1 protein-coding gene is annotated in these 18,878 nt (G+C 75.5%); it reads left to right on the forward strand.

All coding sequences use genetic code 11. The features are described 5' to 3' along the window. Positions 1-90 precede the first annotated feature (90 nt). The gene (locus AC0ZLC_RS06370; RefSeq protein WP_476750893.1) at positions 91-18,867 is read left to right on the forward strand and encodes a non-ribosomal peptide synthetase; all 18,777 of its coding nucleotides are present in this window, start codon (positions 91-93) and stop codon (positions 18,865-18,867) included. Positions 18,868-18,878 lie beyond the last annotated feature (11 nt).

The raw sequence follows: 18,878 nt of genomic DNA on the forward strand, positions 1-18,878 counted from the left end.
GTCCCCACCGCCCCGGCGGGCCTTCGGGCTGCCTCCCCGGCGGTCCGGGTCCGCGCGCACCGCTCCGTTCTTCGCCCATAAGGACTCCCCATGACGGACCCGCACGACATGGCCACCCCTGCGCCCCGCTCCCCGCAGGCCGACCACGCGCCCGCGCCCGCCGACGGCGTCACCGCCCCTACCCCGGCGTACGCGGCGCTCGGTGAGCTGTTCGCCGCCCAGGCCGCCCGCACCCCGTCGGCGCCCGCGCTGACCGACGCGCGGCGGACCTGGTCCTACCGCGACCTGGCGGCACGCGCCGACCGGCTGGCCGGCCACCTCGTGCGGAACGGGGCCGGCCCGGACCGGTCCGTCGCGCTGGTCCTGCCCCGCTCGATGGAACTGGTCGCCGCGGAGCTGGCCGTGGCCCGGGCGGGCGCCGCCTTCCTGCCGGTGGACCCCGACTACCCGGCCGAACGGCGCGCCCTGATGCTGGCCGACGCCCGGCCCGCCGCGGTCCTCGACGACCTGGACCTGGTCCGTGCCGTCATGGCAGAGAACACCGCCCAGGGTGCCCCGGTCCGGCTCCCGGCGGCTGACGCCGACCACGCGGCCTACGTCATCTTCACCTCCGGCTCCACCGGGACCCCCAAGGGCGTGACGGTCACCCACCGGGGCATCGGCGGCTTCGCGGCGGCCGCCGCGGACCGGTACGCCGTGGGCCCGGGCGACCGCGTGCTGCAGTTCTCCTCGCCGAGCTTCGACGCCTCCGTCCTGGAGCTGTTCATCTCGCTCCTGACGGGCGCGACATTGGTGGTGCCGCCCGACGGGCCGTGGCTTGGCGACGAACTCGCCACCGTGCTGGACGAGCACCGCATCACCCACGCCCTCATCCCGCCGGCCGCGCTCGCCACGCTGCCCGACCCGGCGTCGAACGGCGGCGCACGCCATCTGCGCACGCTGATCGTGGGAGCCGAAGCCTGTCCTGCGGCCCTCGTCGACCGCTGGGCGCCCGGACGCCGCATGATCAACTCGTACGGGCCGACCGAGGCCACGATCGTCACCTCGTGGACCGGCCCCCTCGCGGCCGGCGGCGGCACTCCGACGATCGGCGCCCCGCTGCCCGGCCTGCGGGCCCACGTACTGGACGAGGCGATGCGGCCCGTGCCGCCCGGCGCCGACGGCGAACTGTTCGTGGGGGGCGACGGACTGGCCCGCGGCTACCTCGGCCGGGCCGGCCTGACCGCCGCCCGCTTCGTCGCCAGCCCCTTCGGCCCGCCCGGCGCCCGGCTGTACCGCACCGGCGACCGGACACGCTGGACGGCGGACGGCGAGCTGGAGTTCCTGGGCAGGCTCGACCGGCAGGTGAAGGTGCGCGGCTTCCGCATCGAACCCGGCGAGATCGAGGCGGCCCTCGCGCGCGAGAACCAGGTCCGTGAAGCCGTCGTCGTGGTACGCGAGGACGAGCCGGGCCGGCAGCGGCTCGTCGGCTACGTCACGCCCGCCGACCCCCGGCACGCCCCACAGCCGGCCGCGTTGCGCGCGGCGCTCACCGCCTCCCTGCCGGCGCACCTGGTCCCGTCCGCGATCGTCGTCCTGGACGCCCTGCCGCTCACCCCCCAGCACAAGGTCGACCGGCGTGCCCTGCCCGCGCCCGGCCCCGCGTCCACCGCCGGCCGGGTCCCGCCGCGCACCCCCGAGGAGCGGTCACTGGCCGCCGTCTGGGCGGACGTGCTGGGCGCCGACGGCATCGGCGTGGAGGACGACTTCTTCGACCTGGGCGGCGACTCGATCCTCGCCGCCCGCATGCTGTCCCGGATACGCGACGAACTCGGCGTACGCCTGTCGGTCCGGGACGTGTTCACCGCGCGGACCGTCGCCGCCCTGGCCCCGCTGCTCGGCGACCCGGCCGCCACCGCGCCGCCGGACCCGATCCCGCCGGCCCCGCGGGACCGGCCGCTTCCGCTGTCCAGTGCCCAGCGACGGCTGTGGTTCCTCGACGACCTCACCGCGGGCGGCACCGAGTACAACACCGGTGTCGCGCTGCGCCTGCGCGGACCACTCGACGACGGCGCGCTGCGCCGCGCCCTGGACCGGCTCGCCGCCCGCCACGACTCCCTGCGCACCACCTTCACCACCGTGGACGGGCAGGACGCGCAGCACGTGAGCGACGCCGCCGCGGTGCCGCTGCGGACGGCGGATCTCGGCCGTCTCCCCGCCGACGGCCGCGCCGAGGCCACCGAGCGCCTGCTGACCGAGGAACTGGGCCGCCCCTACGACCTGGCGACGGGACCGCTCACCCGCGCCCTGCTCGTCCGCCGCACCGACGACGACCACCTGCTCCTGCTGGCCCAGCACCACATCGTCACCGACGGCTGGTCCGTCGGCGTCCTGACCCGCGACCTGGCCGCGCTCTACCACGCGGAGGTGTCCGGTACCCCTGACGGACTGTCCGAGCCGGGCGTGCAGTACCCGGACTTCGCCGTGTGGGAACGGCAGCGGCGGTCCACGGACGGCGACGCCGAGAGCCTCGCGTACTGGAAGCGGCACCTGACCGGCATGCAGCAGCTGGAACTGCCCACGGACCGGCCCAGGCCCGCCGTGCGCACCACCGCCGGAGCGGCGCACCGCCACGAGCTGCCCGCCGAACTCGTAGCCCGGCTGCGGCACCTGGCGAGCGGCCGGGGCACGACCCTGTTCACCCTCTTCGCGGGCGCCGCCGCCGTGCTGTTCTCCCGGTACTCCGGGCAGCGGGACGTGGCGTTCGGCACCGTCACCAACGGGCGGGGCCGCGGCGACCTGGAGGACGTCACCGGGTTCTTCGCCAACACCGTGGTGCTGCGCGGCGAGGTGGACGACAAGGCCACGGTCGACCGGTTCGTGGAGAGCATGCGCGCGACCGTGCTGGACGCCTTCGCACACGACGGGGTGCCCTTCGACCGAGTGGTGGAGGAGCTGGCCCCGCCCCGGGACCCCAGCCGCACCCCGCTGGTGCAGGCGCTCGTGGTGCAGCAGACCGCCCCGGCGTACCCGCCGCGGGCCGGCGGGCTGCGCATCGAGGACCATCCACTGCCCCGGCCTGCGGCCCGCTTCGACCTGGTCCTGGAGTTCGCGCCGCGTCCCGACGGCGGATCCGAGCTGACGGTCGAGTACAACACGGACCTCTTCGAGGCACGCACCGTGGCCCGGATGAGCCGTCACCTGCACCGCCTGCTGGAGGGCATGGCGGACGGCCCGCACCGGACGGTCGCCGAACTGCCGCTGCTGTCGGACGACGAGCGGCGCACCCTGCTCGACGCCTGGAACCCGCCGCCGCACGACGGGCAGGACACCGGGGACAGCACGCTGGCCGCGCTGTTCGAGGCGCAGGTGGCCAGGACCCCCGACCGGACCGCCGTGGTCTGCGGCCCCGTACGGCTCGACTACGCCGAGGTGAACCGGCGCGCCAACCGCCTCGCCCGGCTGCTGATCGGGCGCGGCGCGGGCCCCGAGACGCTGGTCGCCCTCTGCCTGCCGCGCACCGCCGACCTGCTGCCGGTGCTGTGGGCCGTCCTGAAGTCGGGAGCCGGATACCTGCCGGTGGATCCCGGCTACCCGGCCGACCGCATCCGCTTCATGCTCGACGACGCGGCTCCCGCGCTGGTCGTAGCCGCCCGCGGCACGGCCGGCGTACTGCCCGAGGGGTGCGAACCGCTGATCCTGGAGGACTGCGCCGTCGACGGCGCCGGGGCCCCCGACCGGTCCGACACGAACGTGACCGACGCCGAGCGCCGGCAGCCGCTGGACCCCGCCCATCCCGCGTACGTCATCTACACCTCGGGCTCGACCGGCCGCCCCAAGGGGGTCGTGGTCGCCCAGCGCAGCGTGGCCGCACTGGCCACCTGGGCGGAGGAGGAGTTCGGCACCGACCGGCTGGCGCACGTCGTCGCCTCCACCTCGCTCAACTTCGACGTCTCGGTGTTCGAGATGCTGTGCCCCCTGCTGGCAGGCGGCGGGGTCGAGCTGGTCGACGACCTGCCCGCGCTCGCCGACGCGCCGGGGACACGGCGGGCCGGGCTGGTCAGCGGCGTGCCGTCGGTGGTCTCCCGGATGCTCACGGGCGACGCCACCGCGGTCGAGGCCGACACCGTCGTCCTGGCCGGCGAGGCGCTGCCCGCGCAGACCGTGCGGGACCTGCGGCGCGCGACACCCGGTGGTGAGGTGGCCAACATCTACGGGCCGACCGAGGCGACCGTCTACGCCACCGCGTGGTTCGCCGGGGACGCCGTGCCCGACCAGGCCCCGCCCATCGGCAGACCGGTGGCCCGCACCCGGGCCTACGTCCTGGACCGCCTGCTGCGCCCGCAGCCTCCGGGAGTCACGGGAGAACTCCACCTCGGGGGCGGCGGCCTGGCCCGCGGCTACCTGCGGCGCCCCGGCCTGACCGCCGCCCGGTTCGTCGCCGACCCCTACGGCGCGCCCGGCGACCGCATGTACCGCACCGGTGACCTGGTGCGCTGGACCGCCGACGGCGAGCTGGAGTACCTCGGGCGGACCGACCAGCAGGTCAAGGTACGGGGATTCCGCATCGAGCTCGGCGAGGTGGAGGAGGCCCTGCGCACGTGCGAGGGCGTGGCCGAGGCGGCCGCCACCGCCCGGGAGAGCGACGGGCACCGGCGCCTGGTCGGGTATGTCGTACCCGCCGCGGGAGCGCGCGTCGAACCGGAATCGGTGCGCCGGACACTCGGCGCGTCGCTGCCCGACTACATGGTGCCCGCGGCCGTCGTGGTGCTGAGCGCCCTGCCGCTCAACCCCAACGGCAAACTGGACCGCGCCGCGCTCCCTGACCCGGGACCCGCCACGCACACCACGCGCCACGTCGCGCCCCGCACTCCCACCGAGCGGACCCTCGCCGCGGTCTGGGCGGACGTCCTGCACGTGGAGCGGGTCGGGGCGGACGACAACTTCTTCGCGCTCGGCGGCGACTCCATCCTCAGCATCCAGGTGGTGGCGCAGGCCCGGCGGGCCGGCCTGACGGTGACCTCGCGCGACGTCTACCGGCACCAGACGGTCGCCGCCCTCGCCCGGTGCGCGGACGCCGCCGGAAGCCGCAGGACCGCCGCGCCCGCCCCCGTCGCGGCCACCGGCACCGCGCCGCTGACACCCATTCAGCACTGGCTCTTCGACAGCGCCGCCGAACGCGCGGGCCACTTCGCCCAGACGCTGTCCGTGGAACTGCCCGACACCGTCGACGCCGCGGCCCTCGAGGACGCCCTGAACGACCTGGTCACCCATCACGACGCCCTGCGCTCCCGCTTCGTCACCGGTCACGGCGACGCGGGCGTCCAGTGGCACATCGACGACGCGGCACCCCGGCTGCACCTGGCACGCCACACCGGCCCCGACGCCGACGCCCCGCACACGGGCCCCTTCGACCTGTCCCGCGGCCCGCTGCTGCGCGCCGTGCTCCACGACCGGGAGCCCGGCCGCCGCCCCGTCCTGCACCTGGCCGTCCACCACCTGGTCGTCGACGGGATCTCCTGGCGCGTCCTGCTGGAAGACCTGGACCGGGCCTACGCCGCCCGCCGCGAGGGCCGCGACGGGACGGCGGCCCTGCCGGCGAAGTCGTCGGCGCTGCGGGACTGGGCCGGGCGCCTGGCCGCCCTCGCCGCCGACGGCGGCTTCGACGACGAGACGGCGTACTGGTCGCAGCCGGTCACGGATGCCGACACCGCGCTCCCCACGGACCTGAAGGGCGCCAACACCTACGCCACGGCGCGCTCGGTGACCGTACGCCTCACTCCCGAGGACACCGCCGTCCTGCTGCGCACCCTGCCGGAGACCTACCGCACCCAGGCCAACGACGTACTGCTCGGCGCGCTGGGCCGGACCCTGTGCGGCTGGACCGGACACGACCGCGTCGTGGTGGACGTCGAAGGGCACGGCCGGGAGGAACTGTTCGCCGACGTCGACACCAGCCGTACCGTCGGCTGGTTCACCACCCGCCACCCCGTCGCCCTGACCGTCCCTATGGACGCGGACTGGGACACGGTGCTCAAGCGGGTCAAGGAACAGCTCCGCGCGGTGCCCCGGCACGGTCTGGGCCACGACGCCCTGCGCTACCTGGCCCGGCCCGGTTCGCTGCCCTCGGCGCCGACCGCACACATCAGCTTCAACTACCTGGGCCGGTTCGGGCTCGCGGACGGCCGGCCGGACAGCCTCTACCAGGCCCCGGGCCGCCCCCTGGAGCTGGACGCCGACCCGCTGGCCGAGCGCCCGCACGCCCTGGAGGTCGTGGGGCAACTGGACGGCGACGCGCTGGAGTTCACCTGGTTCTATTCCGGGGAGCTGCACCGGGAGGCGACCGTCGCGGAACTCGCCGGACGGTACGCCGACGCGCTGGCAGGCCTCGCCCGGCACGCCGCCCGGCCGGGCGCCGCGGGACGCACCCCCTCGGACTTCCCGCTGGCGCGGCTGGACCAGCGGGCCGTGGACCGGATCGTCGGGGACGACCCCGCCGCGGTCGAGGACGTCCACGCCCTCACGCCCACCCAGGCCGGCATGCTCTTCCACGGGCTCTCCCAGGACGACCGCAGCGCCTACTTCCAGCAGCTGACCTTCGTCCTGGACGGGATACCCGACCCCGCGGCGCTGGAGGCCGCCTGGCAGCGGGTCACCGACCGCACCCCCGTGCTGCGCGGCCACGTCGCGTGGCAGGACATGCCCGAACCGCTGCTGGTGGTCCGGCGCCACGCGTCCGTGCCGGTCACGCACGCGGACTGGCGGGAGGTGCCGGCACCCGAACGGGAAGCCCGGCTGCGGGAGTTGCTCGACCGTGACCGGGAACGCGGCATCGACCTCGGACAGGCCCCGCTGCAACGCCTGGTGATCGCCCGGCTCTCCGACGACAGTGTGCGGGTGGTGTGGTCCTTCCACCACCTGATCCTCGACGGCTGGAGCCTGTTCCAGGTGCTGTCGGACGTCTTCACCTGCCATGCGCTGCCCGCCGGGGAGCCGGGCACGGCGGCCGACGACGCCCTGCCCGACCGCCGGCCGTTCCGCGACTACGTGGCCTGGCTGCGCGACCGCGACGGCGAACAGGCCGAACGGCACTGGCGGGACCGCCTGTCCGGCCTCACCGAGTCCACCCCGCTGCCCTACGACCGTGAACCGCGCGAGACCCACCGGGCCGAGTCCACCCAGGCCGTCCGGGTCACGGTTCCCGCCGCCGCCAGCCGGGCGCTGGAAGAGCTGGCCAGAACGGCGGGCCTGACCCTCAACACCCTCGTCCAGGGCGCCTGGGCGCTCCTGCTGAGCCGTCAGGCGGGCCGCGACGACGTGGTGTTCGGCACCACCGTCTCCGGGCGTCCCCCCGAGCTGCCCGGTGCCGAGGCCATGACCGGCCTGTTCATCACGACACTGCCGACCCGCGTCGCCGCACCGCGCGACGAGACCCTCCAAGCCTGGCTGAGCCGGCTCCAGCAGGACCAGAGCGAGGACCGGCGGTTCGACCACATGCCGCTCACCCGCATGAAGGGGTTCACCGAACTCGCGGACGGCATCGCCCTGTTCGACAGCATCGTGGTCTTCGAGAACTACCCGGTCGACGACGGTCTCGCCGCCGCGCACGGGCTGCGCCTGAGCGACCTGGACGGCATCGAGACCACCAACTACCCCCTGAGCCTGGTGGCCTACCCCGGCCCCGAACTCGGGCTGCGCCTCGGCTACGACCCCGAGCTGTTCGACACCGCCACCGTCGCGCGGATGGCCGAGTACCTCACCGTCCTGCTGGAGGGCATGGCCGCGGCACCGCAACGTCCCGCCGCGCGACTCCCGTTGCTGACCACCGCCCGCCGGGACCAGGTCCTGTGCGGCTGGAACGACACGGCCACCGACACGCCGGACGCCACGGTCGCGGACCTGTTCGCCGCCCAGGTGCGGCGCACCCCGGACGCCGTCGCCCTGGAGGCCGGCACCGAGCACCTCACCTACCGGGAGCTGGACACCAGGGCGGCGGGGCTCGCCGCCCGGCTGACCGCGCTCGGTGTACGGGCCGAGGTCCCGGTCGGCGTGCTGATGGACCGCTCGGTCACCCTCGTCGTCGCTCAGCTCGCCCTCGCCCGTACCGGAGGGATCTACGTCCCGCTGGACGGCCGGGCACCGGGCGAGCGGCTGCGCCGGATGCTCACGGAGGCCGGCGCGCACCTGCTGCTCACCGACGCGGCCTGCGAGGAGACGGCCCGCGCCGTGCATCCCGAGGGGGAGGTCGTACGGCTGGACGGAGCCGCGGGCACGGGTGCGGAGACCGCACCGCTGGACGGAGCCGCCTACGGTGGGCCGGTACCGCTGGACGGAAACGCGGACGCTGCTGGAGCCGTACCGCCGGACGGAGCCGCCGGCGCCGGCGGTGACGCGTCCGGTTCCCGGCGCCCGGCCGGTGCCGCGGTGCACCCGGACAACGTCCAGTACCTCATGTTCACCTCCGGCTCCACCGGTATCCCCAAGGGCGTCGCCGTGCGCCAGCGGGACGTCGCCGCGCTCGCGCTCGACCGCGCCTTCACCGGCCACGACCGCGTCCTCGTGCACTCCCCGCACGCCTTCGACGCCTCCACCTACGAGCTGTGGGTCCCGCTGCTGCGCGGCGGGACCGCCGTGCTGGCCCCGCCTGCGGACCTGGACGCCGCCGTCGTCCGGCGCGCGATCACCGAGCAGGGCGTGCGGTGCCTGTGGCTGACCGCGGGACTGTTCCGCCTCCTCGCGCAGGAGGACCCCACGTGCCTGCGCGGCGCCCTGGAGGTGTGGACCGGAGGCGAGGCCGTGCCGGGCGCGGTGGTCCGCCGTGTCCTGGACGCCTGCCCCGGCCTGACCCTCGTCGACGGCTACGGCCCGACCGAGACCACCACCTTCGCCACCCGGCGCGTCTTCCGCGCCGGTGATCCGCTGCCCCCGGTGCTGCCCATCGGCCGCCCGCTGGACAACACGCGGGTGTACGTCCTGGACGACGCGCTCCAGCCCCAACCGCCGGGCATCCCCGGCGAGCTGTTCGTCGCCGGTGCCGGGGTTGCCCGCGGCTACGCCGGACGCCCCGGCGCGACCGCCGCCCGCTACCTCGCCGACCCGTTCGGACCGCCCGGCACCCGCATGTACCGCACCGGCGACATCGTGCGCTGGAGCGGCGACGGCGAACTGCATTTCGTGGGACGCGCGGACGACCAGATCAAGATCCGCGGCTTCCGGGTGGAACCCGCCGAGATCGAGGCCAGGCTCACCGCCCACCCGGCCGTCGTGGAGGCGGTCGTCTCCGTGTACGAGGAGGGCGGGCGCAAGCGGCTGGCCGCCCACCTCGTGCCCGCCCCCGCCGCCGCCGTACCGCCGGCCGCCGAACTGCGCACCCACCTGTCGGCCGACCTGCCCGACTACATGCTGCCCGCCGCGTTCGTCACCGTGGCGGAGCTGCCCCTGACGGGCAACGGCAAGGTGGACCGGCGGCGCCTCCCGGCCCCCGACTGGTCGGCGGCCGGCGACACCGCGTACCGTGCGCCCCGCACCGGGACCGAGCGAATCCTCGGCGAGATCTGGGCCGAGCTGCTCGGCGTCGAACGGGTCGGCGCCGACGACAACTTCTTCATGCTGGGCGGCGACTCCATCCTCAGCATCCAGGTCGTCTCCCGCGCCCGCGCCGCAGGCCTCGCCCTGACGCCCCGGGACCTGTTCCGGCACCCCACCGTCGCCGCGCTGGCCGCCGCCACCGGCACCGCCGCGCCCGTCGCCGGGACCGGCCCGGTGAGCGGCGAGGTCGCCCTCACGCCCATCCAGCACTGGTTCCTGGACGCCGGCCCGCACCGCCCGGAGTTCTTCAACCAGTCCGTCGTCGTGGAGACGGCCGACGTCGACCCGGCCGCCCTGCGCCGCGCGCTCGCCGCGCTGTGGGCGCACCACGACGCCCTGCGCTCCCGCTTCGCCCGCCGGGACGACGGGTCCTGGAGCCAGACCTGCGTCTCCGCTGACGCGGCGGCACCGGAGCTGCTGCGGGTCTGCGACCTGAGCGGTGCGGGCACCGCGGCGGCGGCGCGGGAGACCGAGGCCCGTGTCACGGCCGAGGCGCACACCGCCTTCCGGCTCGACACCGGCCCGCTGCTCACCGCCCGGCTCTTCACCGGCGATCCCGAGGCTCCCGCGGACTCCGGCACCCGCCCCGCCCGGCTGCTCCTGGCCGTGCACCACCTGGTCGTCGACGGTGTCTCCTGGCGCGTCCTCCTGGAGGACCTGGAGACCGCCTACCGGCAGGCCCTCGCCGGGGAACCGGTCCGCCTGCCGGCCCGCACCACCTCCGTCCAGGAGTGGGCGCGGCGACTGCGCGCCCACACCGGCGAAGGCGGCTTCGCGGCGGAACGCGCCCACTGGGACGCGGTGGCCCGGCACTGCGCGGCCCCGCTCCCGGTGGAACTCGACGGCGGCAACACCATGGCCGACGTGCGCGCGGTGACCGTCCGGCTCGACGAGGAGCGCACCGACGACCTGCTGCGCAAGGTGCCCGGCGTCTACCGCACCCGCATCGACGACGTTCTGCTGACCGCGCTCGCCCGGACGCTCGCCGACTGGACCGGCCGGCGCACCGTCGCCGTGGACCTGGAGGGGCACGGCCGCGAGGACCAGCTCTTCGACGACGTCGACCTGTCCCGTACGGTCGGCTGGTTCACGACCCTGTTCCCGGTCGCCCTCGACGCGGGGGAGGGGGACTGGGGCACCGCCCTGAAGTCCGTCAAGGAGCAGCTGCGGGCCGTACCGGAGCGCGGCCTCGGCCACGGCGCGCTGCGGTACCTCGCCGGGGACGGCGGACTCGCCGAAGCGCCGACGCCGGGCGTCAGCTTCAACTACCTGGGCCGGTTCGACTGGTCAGCCGCCGACGGCGTACTCGTCCGTTCCGTGCCCGACGGCCTGGACGGCGCCGAGGCACCCGGGCAGGAGCGCCCGCACTTGCTCGACGTGGTGGCCCGGGTGGAGGACGGCCGCCTCGAGGTCACCTGGTACTACAGCGCCGGACTGCACCGCGAGGAGACGGTGGCCGGGCTCGCCGAGGGCATGGTGGCGGCGCTCGGGAACCTGGTCGCCCACTGCTCGCGCCCGGACGCCGGCGGCCGCACGCCCTCGGACTTCCCGCTGGCGCGCGTCGACCAGGCGGCCGTGGACCGGGTCGTGGGCGACGGTCAGGCGGTCGCCGACCTGTACCCGCTGACGCCGATGCAGGCCGGCATGCTGTTCCACAGCCTGATGGACACGGACGCCGGCACCTACCTCAACCAGGTGCAGCTGGTGCTCTCCGGGGTCCGGGACGCGCACGCCCTCGCCGAGGCGTGGCAGCGCACCGCGGACGCCAACCCGATGCTGCGCACCCGGCTGGTGTGGCAGGAGACGGCCGAGCCCCTCCAGGTCGTGCAGCACCGGGCCGAGGTGCCCGTCACGCACCACGACTGGTCCCAGTGGCCGGCCGAGCGCCGCGAACGGGAACTCGACCGGATGCTCGACGAGGACCGCCGGGCGGGCGTCGACCTGTCCGCCGCGCCACTGATGCGGCTGACCCTGATCCGGCTGTCACCCGAGCGGGTGCGGATGGTGTGGACCTTCCACCACGTCCTGCTCGACGGGTGGAGCGCCGCTCAGGTGTTCGACGAGGTGTGCGAGCGGTACGCGGCCCTGACCTCGGGGCGCCGGCCGCAGGTCCCGGACCGCTCACCCTTCAGCGACTATCTGGGCTGGCTGGCCCGGCAGGACACCGGGCGCGCGGAACGGTACTGGCGCGAGGCGCTGGCAGGTTTCTCCGTCCCCACCGGGCTGCCGCGCGACCGGCGGCCCGCCGAGGTCCACGGCACGTCCTCGTCGGGGTCGGTCCGGGTGACGCTCGACGCCGGAGTGTCGGCGCGGCTGCGGGAGACCGCGCAGCGCGCCGGGCTCACCGTCAACACGGTGCTCCAGGGTGCCTGGGCCCTGCTGCTGTCCCGGTACGGCGGCGGTGACGACGTGGTGTTCGGCACGACCGTGTCCGGGCGCCCCGCCGAACTGCCGGGAGTGACTTCCATGGTCGGCGTGTTCATCAACACGCTGCCCACCCGGGCGCGGATCGACGGACGGCGTCAACTGCTGGAGTGGCTGCGCGAGCTCCAGGCCGCCCAGTCGGAGTCCCGGCGCCACGACTTCGTCTCCCTCGCCCAGCTCCAGACGTGGAGCGACGTGCCGGGCGGCACCACGCTGTTCGACAGCATCGTCGTCTTCGAGAACTATCCGTTCGACGCCAACGCCCTGGCCCGGCACGGACTGGCCATGGAGCAGGAACGCGACCTGGAGCCGACCAACTACCCGCTCAGCGTGGTGGTCGCGCCGGGTGACACCCTCGCGGTCGCCCTCGACTACGACCCGGAGGCCTTCGACCCCGCGACGGTCGAGGGGCTCGGCGCGAGCCTGCGCACCCTTCTCACCGAGATGGCCACCGACCCCGAGCGCTGCCTGGACGACCTGCCGCTGGTCGCACCGGAGCAGGGCCGCCGCCTCGTCGACCGGCTGGGCGGCCCGGTGATCCGGGCACCGCGGCGGACCCTGCCCGAGGCGTTCCAGGAGCAGGCCGCACGCACCCCGGACGCCCCGGCCGTCCTGGCCGGCGCCGAGTGCCTCAGCTACCGGCAGCTCAACGAGCGCGCCAACCGGCTGGCCCGGCTGCTGGTCGACGCGGGCGCCGGACCCGAGCGGTTCGTCGCGTTGGCGCTGCCCCGCACGGCCGACCTGATCGTGGCCCTCCTCGCGGTGCTGAAGAGCGGCGCCGCCTACCTGCCGGTCGACCCCGGCTACCCGGCCGAGCGGATCGCGTTCCTCTTCGAGGACGTGCGCCCCGACGCCGTGGTGACCTGCGCGCAGACGTCCGGGCGGCTGCCCGACGGCCCGTTCGCGCGCATCGCACTGGACGATCCCGCGTGCGCCGCACGGCTGGGCGCCCGGTCCGCGGCCGACGTCGGGGACGCCGAACGGCACGGGACCCTGCTGCCCGGGCACCCCGCGTACGTCATCCACACCTCCGGTTCGACCGGCCGCCCCAAGGGCGTCGTGGTCGCCCACGAATCCGTGGTGGCGCTGACCGACTGGGCCGGCGCCGAGTTCACCGGCCGGGGCCTCGCCCACGTCGTGGCCTCCACCTCGCTCAACTTCGACGTGTCGGTGTTCGAGATCCTCTCCCCGCTGCTGGCCGGAGGCTGTGTCGAGGTGGTCCGCGACCTGCTGGCCCTCGCCGAACGCGACCGGCCGTGGACCGCGGGACTGCTCAGCGCCGTCCCCTCGGCCCTCGGGCGGCTGCTCGCCGAGGACACCGTCGACGTCACGGCGGACACCGTCGTCCTGGCCGGCGAGGCGCTGCCCGTCCGTACCGTCCAGCAGGTCCGGGAGGCGGTGCCCGGCTGCCGGGTGATGAACATCTACGGGCCCACCGAGGCCACCGTGTACGCCACGGCCTGGACCTGCGACCCGGCGGAACCCGACCGTGTTCCGGCGATCGGCCGGCCGGTGGGCGGCGCCCGCGCCTACGTCCTGGACGCCCGGCTGCGGCCGGTGCCCGCCGGAGCGCCCGGCGAGCTGTACCTCGCCGGGACCGGCGTGGCCCGCGGCTACCTGGGCCGCCCCGGCCTGACCGCGTCCCGCTTCCTCCCCGACCCGTACGGGCCGCCCGGCAGTCGCATGTACCGCACCGGGGACCTGGTGCGCTGGACCGCGCACGGCGACCTGGTGTACCTCGGCCGGAGCGACGACCAGGTGAAGGTGCGGGGCTTCCGCATCGAACTGGGCGAGGTCGAGGCCGCGCTGGCCCGGCACCCGCTGGTGTCCGCGGCCGCCGCCCGGGTGGTCGAACAGGACGGCCACCGGCGGCTCGTGGGGTACGTCGTCCCCGCCGGTGCCGAGGTCCCCGAGGCCGCCGCGCTGCGGGACTTCCTCGCCCGCACGCTCCCGGGCCACCTGGTCCCGGCGACCGTGCTGCCGCTGGAGCGGCTGCCGCTCGGGGCCACCGGCAAGCTGGACCGCAGGGCGCTGCCCGAACCCGTGTGGGCCGCGCCGGCCTCCGTCGACGCCCGCCCGCCGGGCACCGGCACCGAGCGGACCCTCGCAGCGATCTGGTCCGAGGTGCTGGGCGTGCCGGAAGTCGGCGCGCTGGACAACTACTTCGCCCTCGGCGGCGACTCCATCCTCGGCATCCAGATCGTCTCCGCCGCCCGCCGGGCCGGCCTCGTGCTGACCCCGCGGCACCTGTTCCTCCACCAGACCGTCGCCGAACTGGCCGCCGCCGCCGAGGACCTGCCGGCCACGGCGACCACGGCCGAGCAGGGTCCCGTGGTGGGCGAGGCGCCGCTCACCCCGGTCCAGCACTGGCTGCTCGACACGCTCACCGGCGACCCGGCGCACTTCACCCAGACCGTCTCCTTCCACCTCGCCGACGACACCGACGAGACGCTCCTGCGCGCCGCCCTGACCGCGGTCGTCGAGCACCACGACGCCCTGCGCCTGCGGTTCGAGCGGGCCGGCGACGGGCGGTGGCGCCAGTACGGCGCCGCGCCCGGCGACCCGGCGCACCTGGAGGTGCACGACCTCCCCGAGAGCGCGGGCGCCGACACCGGGGCGGCACTGCGCGAGCGGGCCGCCCTGCTGGGCGCCGGGTTCGACCTGGGCGCCGGACCACTGCTCCGGGGCGCCCTGTGCCGCCCCGGCGCAGGGCGGCGGCCGGTCCTGCTGCTGGCCGCCCACCACCTCGTGGTGGACGCGGTCTCGTGGCGGGTGATCCTGGAGGACCTGGAGAGCGCGTACCGGGCGCTGCGCACCGGCGACCGACCGGACTTCGGCCCGAAGACCACCTCCTACCGCTCGTGGGCCGAGCGGCTCGCGGCGCACACCGCAGGCGGCGGCTTCGACGACGAACTCGCCCACTGGCGGGACCTGGAGGGCGACGCGGCCCTGCCCGCCGACCTCTCGGGCGGCAACACCGTCGCCTGCGAGGAGACGCTGACGGTCAAACTGGACACCGAGGAGACCCGCCGCCTGCTCCAGGACGTGCCCGACGTCTACCGCACCCGCGTCAACGACGTCCTGCTGTGCGCCCTCGGCCGGGTCCTGACCCGCTGGACGGGCCGGGACCGGGTGACGGTGGCGCTGGAGGGCCACGGCCGGGAGGAACTGTTCGACGACGTCGACCTGTCCCGGACCGTCGGCTGGTTCACCACCATGTTCCCCGTCGCGCTGGAGGTCCCCAGGGACGCGGACCCCGGGACGGCGCTCAAGTCCGTCAAGGAGACCCTGCGGGCCGTCCCGCGCCGCGGACTGGGCTACGGCGCCCTGCGGCACCTGCACCCCACGGCGGCCGGACAGCTGCCGGCCCTGCCGCAGGTCGGCTTCAACTACCTGGGCCGGCAGGACCGGGACGTGTCCCCGGGCGGCCTGCTGCACGCGCCGTGGGACGGACTCGCGGGCGGCATGGACCCCTCGGCGGACCGGCCCCACCTCCTCGACGTGCTGGGCCGGGTCACCGACAAGCGCCTGGAGTTCACCTGGTCGTACTCGCGTGAGGTGCACCGGCGTGACACCGTCGCCCGCCTGGCCGCCGAACTGGCCGACGAACTGCGCGCGATCGTGCGGCACTGCGCCGGGCCCGGCGCGGGGGGCCGCACCCCCGCCGACTTCCCGCTGGCCCCGCTGGACCAGGCGGCCGTCGACCGGCTGGCCGGCACCGGCCGCGACGTCGTCGACATCTACCCGCTCACACCCACCCAGACCGGCATGGTCGTCCACGCCATGGACGAACCGGGCGAGGGGCTGTACGTCGAGCAGATCACGTTCGTGATGGACGGCGTGCGCGACCTGGGGGTGCTGGCCGCCGCCTGGCAGCAGGTCGTCGACCGCACCCCCGTACTGCGCAGCGCCGTGGTCCTGGACGCGGCCCCCGTACCGCTCCAGACCGTGCACCGCGAAGTCGTCCTGCCCGTCGCCGAGCACGACTGGAGCGACCTGGCACCCGAGCGGCGCGAGGCGGAGCTGGAACGGCTGCTGGCCGAGGACAAGGCGCGCGGCCTCGACCTGGACAGTGCGCCGCTGCTGCGCGTCGCACTGATCCGGCTGGGCCCGGACGAGGTACGGGTGGTGTGGACCTTCCACCACGTGCTGCTGGACGGGTGGAGCGTCTTCCACGTCCTGGCGGACGTCGTCGCGTGCCACGCCGCGCTCGCCCGGGGCGAGGCGCTCCGGCTGCCGGAGCGCCGGCCCTTCGCGGACTACGCCGCCTGGCTCGCCGGCCGGGATGCCGCCGGGGCCGAGAACCACTGGCGGAAGGCCCTCGCGGACCTCACCGCCCCGACGCCGCTGCCGTACGACCGCCGGCCCGCCCAGGGCGCGGCGGCCCGCTCCGGCACCTGGCTGTCGCAGCATCTCGAACCGGCCGACACACGGCGGCTGCAGGACTTCGCCCGCCGCCACCGCCTCACCCTCAACACCCTGGTCCAGGGCGCCTGGGCGCTGCTGCTGGCGCGCTGCGGCGGCGAACGGGAGGTGTGCTTCGGCACCACCGTCTCCGGACGGCCCGCCGACCTGCCCGGCGCCGACACCATCACCGGGCTGTTCATCACCACCCTGCCCGCACGGGTCACCGTCGACGACGACGCGCCGTGCGACGCCTGGCTGCGCGAGATGCAGACCGCCCGCGCCGAGGACCGCCGGTTCGACCACACCCCGCTGACGGACCTGCACGACTTCAGCGCGGTGCCCGCGGGAACGGCGCTGTTCGACAGCCTGCTGGTCTTCGAGAACTACCCCGTGGGCGACACGACGGCGGGCGCCCACGGAGTGCGGGTGCGGGACCTGGACGCCCGGGAGGCCACCAACTACCCGCTCACCGTGGTCATCTCGCCCGGTGACCGGCTGGGCGTCGAACTCGGCTACGACCCGCGGTACTTCGAGGAGACCACCGCGCGGTCCCTGGCCGCCCGGCTGCTGCACACGCTGCGCGCCCTGGCCGGGTCCGCGGACACCGCGCCCCTCGCCGCGGTGGACGTGCTGCCGCCGGAGGAGCGGGCCCAACTGCTCGACCTGCCCGCCCGACCGCGGTCCCGGCCGGTGACCCCGGCGACGCTGCCCGACCTGATCGAAGCCGCGGTGGACCGCAGCCCGACCGCGCCGGCCCTCGGCGCGCCGGGGCTGCTGCTGTCCTTCGCGGAGACGGAGGAGCGGGCGAACCGCCTGGCGCACCGGCTCATCGCCCGCGGCGCGGGCCCGGGAACCCTCGTCGCCCTGGTCCTGCCGCGCTCCGCGGAGATGGTCCTCGCCCAGCTCGCGGTGGCCAAGACCGGCGCGGCGTTCCTGCCGGTCGACCCCGGCTACCCGGCCGAAAGGGTCGCGCTGATGCTGCGCGACGCCGAGCCCGCCCTCACCCTCGACGCCGGGGAGGTCACCGCCCTGCTCGCCGCGGCACCGGACGGCGTACCCGGGCACCGGCCCACCGACGCAGAACGCACCCGACCGCTCGACCTCGACGACCCCGCCTACGTCATCTACACCTCGGGCTCCACCGGGACGCCCAAGGGCGTCGTCGTCACCCACCGCGGCCTCGCCGACTTCGCCGCCGCCGAGGCCGAGCACTACCAGGTGGGTCCGGGGGACCGCGTGCTCGCCTTCGCCACCCCCAGCTTCGACGCCTCGGTCCTGGAACTGTGCATGTCGCTGCCGAACGGCGCCCGCCTGGTCGTACCGCCGCCCGGCCCGCTGCTCGGCGCCGAACTCGCCGGCGTCCTGCGCGACGCACGGATCACCCACACGCTGCTGCCCCCGGCCGCCCTGGCCACCCTGCCGCCGGACACCCCCGGCACCCTGCCGGACCTGCGTACCCTCACGGTCGGCGCCGACGCGTGCGGCGCGGACCTCGTCGCCCGCTGGGCACCTCACCATCGCATGATCAACTCCTACGGGCCCACCGAGGCCACGGTCGTCGCCACCTGGTCGGCCCCACTGGAGCCGGACGGCACCGCGCCCCCCGTCGGCCGCCCGCTGCCGGCGACCCGGGCATACGTCCTCGACGCGCGGCTGCGGCCGGTCCCCGACGGCGTCGCGGGCGAACTGTGGCTGAGCGGCCACTCCCTGGCCCGGGGCTACCTGAACCGGCCAGGCCTGACCGCGACCCGCTTCACCGCCGACCCGTTCGGGCCGCCGGGCACCCGGATGTACCGCACCGGGGACCTGGTACGGCGCGACGCCCGCGGCGAGCTGCACTACCTGGGCCGCACCGACCACCAGCTCAAGCTGCGCGGCCACCGCATCGAGGCGGGCGAGGTCGAGCAGGTCCTGGTGCGGCACCCGGCCGTGCTGGACGCCGTGGTGACCGTACGGGAGGACGAGCCGGGGCTGCCGCGCCTGGTGGCCCACCTGCTCGCCGCACCCGGCTGTGAGCCGCCCGCGTCCGCCGAACTGCGGGCGTCCGCCGCCCGCATCCTGCCCGGCCACATGGTCCCCTCGGCGTTCGTGGTGATGGAGCGCTTCCCGCTCACCGAGAACGGCAAGACCGACCGGGCCGCCCTGCCCGCCCCCGCACCCGGCGCGGAGGAGGCACCCGGGCACGTCGCCCCCCGCACCCCCACCGAGGAGGCACTCGCCGCGATCTGGGAGGAAGCCCTGCACACGGCCGTGGGCGCGGAGGACGACTACTTCTCCCTGGGCGGCGACTCCCTGCGCGCCCTGCTCATCGCCTCCCGCGCCAACGACGCCTTCGGGGTGGCTCTCACCCCCCGCGACGTGCTGGTCACCCGCACCGTCGCCGGGCTGGCGGATCTGGTGGAGGAGCAGGTGCTGAGCGAACTCGAGGACGCCCTGCGCGGCGACAGCGACCACGACGAAGAACGGTGAGGACCGGACGA

Source organism: Streptomyces sp. GLSS-08 (assembly GCF_056387915.1).